Genomic DNA, 9,677 nt, shown 5'->3' on the forward strand with positions numbered 1-9,677 from the left:
GGAGGCTAGTCGGGCGGCGGAGGTGGAGGGGCCTGAGGCGACGCCGGCCTCCGCAACGACACCAGGTCGGACAAGTCCCGGTCCGACAGCTCGGTCAATGACGACTCGCCGGAGCCGAGGATCGCGTCTGCCAGCGCCCGCTTGGATTCGAGCATGTCGGCGATGCGGTCCTCGACCGTGCCCTCGGTGATGAGGCGGTGGACCTGGACGGGCTGGGTCTGGCCGATGCGGTAGGCACGGTCGGTGGCCTGTTCCTCGACGGCCGGGTTCCACCAGCGGTCGAAGTGGACGACGTGGCCCGCGCGGGTGAGGTTCAGGCCGGTGCCCGCCGCCTTCAGGGAGAGGACCAGGACCGGGGTCGCGCCCGCCTGGAAGCGGTCCACCATGCGCTCCCGCTCCGGGACCGGTGTGCCGCCGTGGAGGAGCTCCACCGGGATCGCGCGGGCCGACAGGTGGGCGGTGATCAGGCGGGCCATGCCTACGTACTGCGTGAAGACGATCGCGGAGCCGTCCTCGGACAGGAGCGTGTCCAACAGCTCGTCCAGCAGGGCGAGTTTGCCGGAGCGGGCGATGAGGCGGTCTCCGGTGGCCTGTGCTGCCGCGTGGTCCTCCTTCAGGTACAGCGCCGGGTGGTCGCAGATCTGCTTGAGGGAGGTGAGGAGCTTCAGGACCAGGCCGCGGCGGGCGATGCCCTCCGTCGTCTCGATCGCGAGCATCGACTCCCGGACCACCGCCTCGTACAGCGAGGCCTGTTCGCGGGTGAGCGGGACCGGGTGGTCCGTCTCCGTCTTGGGCGGCAGTTCGGGGACGATGCCCGGGTCGGACTTCTTGCGGCGCAGCAGGAACGGGCGGACCAGGCGGGCGAGCCGGGTCACCGCCTCCTCGTCCTCGCCGTTCTCCACCGCGCGCGCGTGCCGGGCGCGGAAGGACTTCAGAGGGCCGAGGAGTCCGGGGGTCGTCCAGTCCAGCAGGGCCCAGAGTTCGGAGAGGTTGTTCTCCACCGGGGTGCCGGTCAGCGCCACGCGCGCGGGGGTCGGGATCGTGCGCAGGGCCTTCGCCGTCGCCGAGTACGGGTTCTTGACGTGCTGTGCCTCGTCCGCGACGACCATGCCCCACGGCTGTTGGGCGAGGGTCAGTGCCGCCGAGCGCATCGTGCCGTACGTCGTGAGCACGAAGCCGCCGGTCAGGTCCTCCAGGGTGCGGTCCGCGCCGTGGAAGCGGCGGACGGGGACTCCGGGGGCGAAGCGGGTGATCTCCCGCTGCCAGTTGCCCAGGAGGGAGGCCGGGCAGACCACCAGGGTGGGGGCGCGGTGGGCTCGGCGCAGGTGCAGGGCGATGAGGGTGATCGTCTTGCCGAGGCCCATGTCGTCGGCGAGGCAGCCGCCCAGGCCGAGGGAGGTCATGAGGTCGAGCCAGGCCAGGCCCCGGAGTTGGTAGTCCCGCAGAGTGGCGTCCAGACCCTGGGGTGGCTCGGCGGGATGGATGCCTGCCGTCAGGCGGTCGCGCAGGGTGGCCAACGCGCCGACCGGGACCGCCTCCACGGTCTCGCCGTCGACCTCCGCCGTGCCGGTGAGCGCGACGGACAGCGCGTCGACCGGGTCGAGCAGGCCCAGTTCGCGTTTGCGTGCCTTGCGGACGAGGGCCGGGTCGACCAGCACCCACTGGTCCCGCAGCCGTACGACCGGGCGGTGGGCCTCGGCCAGCAGGTCCATCTCGGCCTCGGTGAGCGGGTCGCCGCCGAGCGCCAACTGCCAGCGGAACTGGAGCAGTTCCTCGCTCTCGAAGAAACCCGTGCCGTCGGTCGCGGAGCCCGGCGCCGACCGCACCACGGCCGCTGCCGTCAGGTCCTGTGCCAGGTCCCGGGGCCAGTGGACGGCGACCCCGGCCGCCGCGAGCCGCGTGGCCGCCATGCCGAGCAGCTCGCCCAGCTCCTCCTCGGACAGGGCCAGTACGTCGGGCACGTCCAGCTCGGAGAGGCGGTCCAGCGGGGGCCAGACGCGCGCGGCCCGTCGTACGGCCAGCGCGGCGTCCACGCGTGCGCGGGGGCCGAAGGCGGTGTCGGCCGTGCCCGCCCACAGGGCCGCCGCGTCGACCACGAGGGTCGGGTCGGCGAGGCTGTGGACCTGGACGATCGCCGCGCCCGCGCTGCGCACCCGACCGCCGTCGTCGAACAGGTCGTACGCCGACAGGTCCAGGCGGAGCGAGATCCGCACGCCCGCGTCCATGCCTGCGGCGACCTCCGCGGCCCAGTCCTGGGCATCGCGCAGCCGCTGCGGCGGGCGCGCCGCGAAGGGCATCCCGGAGGTGTACGGCGCGGCCGGTGTGCGGGGCAGGGTGTCCGCGACCGCGTCCAGGAAGGACCGCATCAGCGCTTCCGGCTCGGGCAGCCGCAGCGGGCCCGGGCCGGGCAGCGGGACCGCGTGACCCTCGTACGGAAGGGCCGCCGCCACCGCGCGGACGTGCGCGATGTCCTCCGGCTCCAGCGGGCCCGCGCGCCACGCGTCGTGGCCTGTGGCGGTGAGGCCGGGGAGCAGCCGGCCGCGGGCGGCGAGCCGTAGCGCGTGCAGGGCGGCGGCGCCCCAGCAGGCCGTGGCGGGATGGGCGGCCGGGTCGCGGCGGGCGCGCACGAGCAGCGGCAGGGCCGCCTCGATCGGCAGGGTCAGCGCTGGGGTGGGCCCGCGGCGGACTCCGGCGCCGCGTCGTCGTACGACGGTCAACTCGGTCTGTTCCACGCCCTCTTCGGCTTCGGGGAGTGCGCGCTCGCCGTCGGGGTCCCAGAAGGCGACGCGGCCCTCGCGCGGAACGACGGGGGACGGCAGGAAGACCGCGGCCAGTCGTACGGAGATCTGCTCCGCCGGCGCCATGTCCGTCATACGTCCTGTCACCTCCCGCCCGTCAGTCGTGTCAGCTGTCTTCGACTCTACGGGCGGGGTCTGACAATCGGCCCCGGCGACCGGCCGGGGCCACCTGCTAGGGAACCGTGCGGGAGACGACGAAGACCATGGGGAGCTTGGGGTCGGACAGGTTCACCACGATGTCCTGGGTGGGGGCCGGGTCCTTCTGTTTGTTGACGACGCCCCACCAGGGGCCGGTGCCGGTGAACTTCCAGCCGGTGATCTTCTGGTCGCGGGCGCTGATGGTGATGTCGTGCTTCTTCAGCGTCTTCCGGTCGACGTCTATGCCGGCGAGGAAGGTGTCCAGGCCCGCGTCGGTGGTCTCGAACTGGACGTAGAGGCGGCTGGTCTTCCAGTTGTTGGTCTCGTAGAAGGCGACCTTCTCCGCCGGGTGCGGGACCGGTACCTGATAGAGGCGGCGCTGGACCTTCGAGGGCCAGCCCACGGTGAGCCCGGTCGCCGAGTACTTGTACTCCTTGTCCTTGCCGCTGTTGCGGCTCTGGTTGGCGGAGATCGCCAGGTAGACGGCCGGGACGCCGATGAGCAGCACGATGATGAGCAGGGTGATCGCCCGGCGGCGGGCCTTGTGGCGGGGGTCCTCGGGTGGTCGGGGCGGCTCGTCCCGGGATACGGCCTGACGGGGCAGCGATGCGGTCACGCCGTGTCCTGGCTGCCGCGACGGAACTCCGCGAACCGCTCGTAGCGTTCGTACCGCTCGACCCGGCGGCGCTTGGCGCGGCGGAAGCGGCGGGCGACCAGGCGGGCGAGGTCGGCGGCGCCGACCATGCCGGCCTCGGGGCCGAGCTGGGCGCGCACTATGCGTGCCTCGGGGCGGTAGCCGCGGCCGGTGAGCTGTCGCTTGAACGCGTCCCGCGCGGGGCCGATCAGCAGGTCGTCGGCGGCCGAGACACCGCCGCCGATCACGAAGCAGGACGGGTCGAGGGCGGCGGCGAGGTTGGCGATGCCGACGCCGAGCCACTGGCCGATGTCCTGGAGCAGCTCGATGCACATCGCGTCGCCCTCGCGGGCCAGCTCGGTGATCATCGGACCGGTGATGTCACCGATCTGCCCCTTGACGTGCTCGATGATCCCGTAGGCCACCGGCGAGTCGGCGACGGCCAGCTCCTTGGCCTCTCTGACCAGGGCGTTGCCCGAGCTGTACTGCTCCCAGCAGCCGCGGTTGCCGCACGCGCAGCGGTGGCCGCCGGGCACGACCTGCATATGGCCGAACTCGCCGGCGACGCCGTACTTGCCGCGCTTGACCTGGCCGTCCTCCAGGATCGCGCCGCCGATGCCGGTGCCGAGCGTGATCATGACGAGGTGGTCCTCGCCACGCCCTGCGCCGAAGCGCCACTCGGCCCAGGCGGCGGTGTTCGCGTCGTTGTCCACCAGGACCGGCACGGAGAGCCTGCTCGTGATGCGGTCCCTGAGGGGCTCGTTCCGCCACGACAGGTGGGGCGCGAACAGGACCCGGTTGCGCTCCGCGTCGACCCAGCCGGCCGCGCCGATGCCGACCGCGTGCACGTCGTGCCGGTCGGACAGGTCCAGGACCAGTTCGACGATGGTGTCCTCGACGACCTTGGGGCTCTTGGACTTGTCCGGGGTCTCCGTGCGGAGCTTCTCCAGGATGTTGCCGTCGGCGTCCACGACGCCCGCCATGACCTTGGTGCCGCCGATGTCGATGCCGACGGTGGGCACGCGGGGGGCCGTCAGGTGCGACCGTCGCTCACGGGTGCCGACAGTCCTGAGTGCGGGGGCACGCCGGGAGCCTATGGGGGCGCTGAAGTTGCCGTAGGTGCTCATCAAGGCCCGATTCTGCCTCACCGTGACCGGGGGTGCTGTGCGGGGGCGTGAAGGGGGTGCGGATCGTTGTCTTCTGCGGGTGCGTTGTGGCTGGTCGCGCCCCGCGGCGGAGCCGCAAATCGAAACAGCCCCGCGCCCCTTAAGGGGCGCCTGCCAACCCGGCATTGGAATCGCGAACCCCGCAAATAGACGAGCACCCTCCGGTTCAATTGTCCGGACATTATGACGAATATCGCGGGGGGGAACCGGTGCAGTCAGGGACGCACCAGGAGCTGGAACTCGAACGAATAGCGCGTCGGCCGATAGGTATGGCTGCCGAACTCGACCGCTCTGCCCGTGTCGTCGAACGTGGTGCGCTGCATGGTGAGCAAGGGAGCTCCCTCGGGCTCGGCGAGCCGCTCGGCCTCCTCCGCCGTCGCGCCGCGGGCGCCGATGGACTGGCGGGCGCTGTGCAGGGTGATGCCGGCGGTGCGCATCATCCGGTACAGGCCGGTGGCCTCCAGCTGCGCGGTGTCGAGGTCGAGCAGGCCGAGGGGCAGGTGGTTGGACAGGTACGCCATCGGCTCGCCGTGCGCGAGGCGCAGCCGGTCGATGCGGTGCACGTCGCTGTCCTCGGCGACGCCGAGTGCGGCCGCGACCTCGGCGGAGGCCGTCACGACGGCGTTGACGAGGACCTTCGTGGCGGGGCGCTGCCCGGCCGCCTCCAGGTCGTCGAAGAGGCTGCTGAGTTCCAGCGGGCGTTTCACCTGGCTGTGCACGACCTGCGTGCCGACGCCCCGACGACGCACCAGGAGGCCCTTGTCGACCAGTGACTGGATGGCCTGGCGGACCGTGGGCCGGGACAGGCCGAGCCGGGCCGCCAGTTCGATTTCGTTGCCCAGCAGACTGCCGGGGGTGAGCGAGCCGTGTTCGATCGCGGCCTCCAGTTGCTGGGACAGCTGGAAGTACAACGGCACCGGGCTGCTCCGGTCCACGCTGAGTTCGAGCGGCACTGTCGGGTCCACATCTGGTTTCGGCACGGGCCCGAGCGTAGCTGTGTGAATGGTTGACGGGAAGTGATGTAGTTCGATTGTCCGGACATACGCATTGACAGCGCGCCTGGTCGGCCCTCAGTTTGTTCCCATGCGCATCGGAGTCATCGGTACGGGCCGCATCGGGACCATCCATGCCAGGACCCTCAGCCGTCATCGTGAGGTCGGTTCGCTGATCCTCACGGACGTGGACCCGGTACGGGCCCAGGAGCTGGCGAACCGGCTGGGGGAAACGGCGGCACCGAGTACGGAGGAGATCTTCAAGTGGGGCGTGGACGCCGTGGTGATCACTACGGCGACATCGGCGCACGCGGAATTAATCGGCAGAGCGGCGCGATCCGGGCTCCCGGTGTTCTGCGAGAAGCCCATCGCGCTTGATCTGCCGGGTTCGTTGCAGGCGATCGCCGAGGTCGAGACGGCGGGAACGATCCTTCAGATGGGGTTCCAGCGCCGGTTCGACGCGGGCTACACGGGCGCCCGGGAGGCGGTGCGTTCGGGGCGGCTGGGACGGCTGCACACGGTCCGCGCGACGACGTCCGACCAGACGCCTCCCCCTGCCGCCTATCTGCCGATCTCCGGCGGGCTGTACCGGGACACCCTGATCCACGACTTCGACATGCTGCGCTGGGTGACCGGGCACGAGGTCGTCGACGTGTACGCGACCGGTTCGGACGCCGGTCCCGCGATGTTCCGCGAGGCCGGTGACATCGACACGGCCGCGGCGGTCCTCACCCTGGACGACGGCACCCTGGCCACGACGACGGCCTCGCGCCTGAACGGGGCGGGCTACGACGTCCGGATGGAGTTGGCCGGAGAACTCGACCAGGTCGTGGTCGGCCTGGACGACCGCACGCCGATCGCGTCCACCGAGCCGACCGGTCCTCCGGCCGCGACCAAGCCGTGGACCGGCTTCCTGGAGCGTTTCGGGCCCGCCTACGAGGCCGAGTTGATCGCCTTCGTGGAGGTCGTCGTCGGCCAGCGCACCAACCCGTGCGACGGCCGCGAGGCCCTGCAGGCACTGCGGATCGCCGAGGCCTGCGAAGTGTCCAGACGCGAACACAGACCGGTCCGCCTCGCGGAGATCGCGGGCAGCTTCCCCTACAGCTGAGCCGTCGTGTCGTAGACCGTGATACGTCCTCAGCCGCTTCAGAGGACGCTCAGGACGTACGGACCGCCAGGACCGTCCCCTGGGCGACCGCGCAGAGGGATTCCGTGCCGTCGTCGGCGACCGTGAGGACGTCGCAGCGGACGACGGCCTGGCGGCGGCCGGCCTGGACGACCTCCGCGCGGGCGCGCAGGGTGCGGCCGGCGGCCGGGCGGACGTACTGGATGGACAGACCGCCGGTGAGGACCGCCGGACCGAGTGCCGTGCCGCCGGCGAAGGTGAGCGCGTTGTCGGCGGCGTAGGCGAGGACTCCGCCGTGCACGAAGCCGTTCTGCTGGTGGAGGTCCTCCCTGATGTCGATCTCCAGCGTGGCGACGCCGTCCCCGAAGGCACTCAGCCGCGCGCCGATCAGCCTGCTGAAGGGCTGACTCTCCAACGCCTTCCGAGCCATGGCCAGGTCGAACTCGGCGATCGCGGTCACGAGGGCGGGCCTCCTACGGGGTCCATGACTTCTACGGCGCCACGGCTGTCGCGACTTCAACGACCGCTGCGGTTACGGCAGTTGCTGCTGAGGTTGCTGTTGCTACGGCCTTCAGGGCTCCGCCGTTGCCACGGCCGCCCCGTGCAGCCGTTCTACCAGCGCACCGGCAGTGCGCGCATCCCACGCATCAGCATGCCCGGGAGCCAGTCGCCGGGCGGCCCGTCCAGGGTGAGGGCGGGGGCGCGCTCCAGCAGGGTGCGTATCGCCGTGCGGGCTTCGAGGCGGGCCAAGGGGGCGCCGAGGCAGTAGTGGATGCCGTGGCCGAAGGCGAGGTGGCCGCGGGTGTCGCGGCGGATGTCGAAGCGGTCCGGGGCGGGAAAGCGGCCCGGGGCGTGGTCGGCGGCGTTCAGACAGACCCTGACCGACTCGCCCTTCTCGATGAAGGTGCCTGCGACGTCCAGGGGTTCCGCGGCGAACCGGAACGTAGCGTTCTCCACCGGTCCCTCGTAGCGCAGCATCTCCTCGATCGCGCCGTAGAGCAGGGTCATGTCGGCGCGCAGGGCGGCGAGTTGGTCGGGGTGGGTGAGCAGGGCGTGGACGCCGATGGTGAGGAGGTTGACGGTCGTCTCGTGGCCGGCGATGAGCAGGATGAAGGCCATGCCCCGCAGTTCCTGCGGGGAGAGCCGGTCGCCGTCCTCGGCGGTGGTGCGGATCAGGTCACTGAGGAGATCGCCGCTGTGACCGGCGCGGCGCTTGTCCTCGATCAGGTCGCGGAGGTACTGGGCGAGCCGCACGATCGCGTCGTACCCGCTGTCCGAGTCGGTGGGTGCGACCGCCTGCGTGGACAGCTGGCGGAATTCCGCGCGGTCCATCTCGGGCACACCGAGCAGCTCGCAGATCACTGTGATCGGCAGCGGGTAGGAGAACGACTCGACCAGGTCGGCGCCGCCGGCCGGCAGCATCGCGTCGAGCAGGTCGTCGGTGATCTGCTGGACGCGCGGCCGCAGTTCCTCGACCCGGCGTGCGGTGAACGAGCGGCTGATCAGGCCGCGCAGCCGGGTGTGCCGCGGTGGGTCGGCGGACAGCAGGTGCTTGCCGATCAGCTCTTCGTCGAGGAACGTCACCCCCATCCTGCTGCCGTCCTTGGCCAACCGCGGGTCGGTGAGCGCCGAGCGTGCCTCCTCGTACCCCACGATCAGCCAGGTCTCGTGGCCCTGGTCCGACGCCGGCATCCGCACGCGGTGCACCGGGCCCCGCTCCCGCAGCATGGCGTACACCGGATACGGGTCCCGCCGGAACTCCTCGCCGAACTCCCCCAGATCGACCACTTCGGTCATGCCTGCCCCCTCCTGGTCGGTCCCCCGAGGTCTCCCAGTGCAGTCCCAGTGCATTGAGAACGCGCGGCACCGCCGGCTAGTGCCCGCTCTCGCCGTCCCCTTCGAGCAGCCCCGCGTCGTACGCCAACAAGGCGATCTGCACACGGTTGTTGAGGTCGAGCTTGGCCAGGATGCGGGAGACGTGGGTCTTGACGGTGGCGACGCTCATGAAGAGGCCGGTGGCGATCTCGGCGTTGGCGAGGCCCTGACCGACGGCGACGGCAACTTCGCGTTCGCGGTCTCCTAGGGCGGCGATGCGTTCACGCGCGCGTGTCCGACGGGTGTCGGTGGCGGTGCCCGCCGCGTGCTCCATCAACTGGCGGGTGACCGCGGGCGACAGCACGGGTTCGCCGGCCGCGACCCGGCGTACGGCGTCGAGGATCTCGGCGGGCGGGGTGTCCTTGAGGACGAATCCGGCGGCGCCCGCGCGGAGGGCCCGTAGCACCTGTTCGTCGGCGTGGAAGGTGGTGAGGACGACGATCTGGGGCGCGTCGCCCCGGGCGCGCAACCGCTCCGTCGCCGTCAGCCCGTCGACCGACGGCATACGGATGTCCATGAGGACGACGTCCGGGTGGACACGGTCGACGAGTTCCTCGACCTCACTGCCGTCGGCGGCCTCGCCGACGATCTCGATGTCGGCGGCGCCGCCCATCATGAAGGACAGCCCGGCCCGCACCAGCGGGTCGTCGTCGACAAGGAGCAGTCTGATCGCAGTCATGGGGCTACGTAACCACGGCTCCGGGGCGGGCGGTGGCGCGGTCCGCGGTGCCGGGCCGGGTAGGGCGCCCAAGGAGGCGCGCGCGAACCATCGGGCGCCCACGCCGAGGCGGACGGCAGTGCGACCGGTACTCCACGGCAGCGCCCCGGACACCCTGGTCCGGCTGCTGCCCCGCACCAACACGCAGGCGGAGCTGGTGAGTTGGCCGGAGTCCGGGTGGGCTGTGCCCGAGCCGACCGTGCCGCGCGGCGCGTACTCCCCCACCGCAC

The 9,677-nt window shown here is 71.5% G+C and carries 8 protein-coding genes; 1 reads left to right on the forward strand and 7 read right to left on the reverse strand.

The features are described from left to right. Positions 1-5: 5 nt before the first annotated feature. The 4 genes from AC31A1_RS39195 to AC31A1_RS39210 form a co-directional block, all read right to left on the reverse strand. The gene (locus tag AC31A1_RS39195; RefSeq protein WP_489657851.1) at positions 6-2,873 is read right to left on the reverse strand and encodes a DEAD/DEAH box helicase; all 2,868 of its coding nucleotides are present in this window, start codon (positions 2,871-2,873) and stop codon (positions 6-8) included. 97 nt (positions 2,874-2,970) lie between these two features. Then, positions 2,971-3,552 (reverse strand): sugar kinase, encoded by a 582-nt coding sequence (locus tag AC31A1_RS39200; protein WP_489657852.1) that lies wholly within the window; start codon positions 3,550-3,552, stop codon positions 2,971-2,973. Then, complete coding sequence (locus AC31A1_RS39205; RefSeq protein ID WP_393758188.1) at positions 3,549-4,697, reverse strand: ROK family glucokinase; 1,149 nt, start codon at positions 4,695-4,697, stop codon at positions 3,549-3,551. Before AC31A1_RS39205 ends, AC31A1_RS39200 begins: the two co-directional genes overlap by 4 nt. A 254-nt stretch (positions 4,698-4,951) precedes the next feature. Then, positions 4,952-5,689: a GntR family transcriptional regulator gene (locus tag AC31A1_RS39210; protein ID WP_366430190.1), complete on the reverse strand. Its 738-nt coding sequence runs from the start codon at positions 5,687-5,689 to the stop codon at positions 4,952-4,954. A 130-nt stretch (positions 5,690-5,819) separates the two neighbouring features. Here AC31A1_RS39210 and AC31A1_RS39215 point away from each other — a divergent pair, with 130 nt between their 5' ends. Then, positions 5,820-6,836, forward strand: coding sequence for a Gfo/Idh/MocA family protein (locus AC31A1_RS39215; protein WP_489657853.1), 1,017 nt, complete (start codon positions 5,820-5,822; stop codon positions 6,834-6,836). 49 nt (positions 6,837-6,885) lie between these two features. On the opposite strand, the gene AC31A1_RS39220 is transcribed toward AC31A1_RS39215, so the two are convergent. The 3 genes from AC31A1_RS39220 to AC31A1_RS39230 form a co-directional block, all read right to left on the reverse strand. After that, a complete protein-coding gene (locus tag AC31A1_RS39220; protein WP_489657856.1) occupies positions 6,886-7,284 on the reverse strand; it encodes a PaaI family thioesterase in 399 nt (132 codons plus the stop codon). Between the two features lie 182 nt (positions 7,285-7,466). Next, a complete protein-coding gene (locus AC31A1_RS39225; protein ID WP_489657854.1) occupies positions 7,467-8,651 on the reverse strand; it encodes a cytochrome P450 family protein in 1,185 nt (394 codons plus the stop codon). Positions 8,652-8,727: 76 nt separating this feature from the next. Then, complete coding sequence (locus AC31A1_RS39230) at positions 8,728-9,408, reverse strand: response regulator (RefSeq protein ID WP_489657855.1); 681 nt, start codon at positions 9,406-9,408, stop codon at positions 8,728-8,730. Positions 9,409-9,677 lie beyond the last annotated feature (269 nt).

The organism is Streptomyces sp. P5F9 (assembly GCF_057961495.1).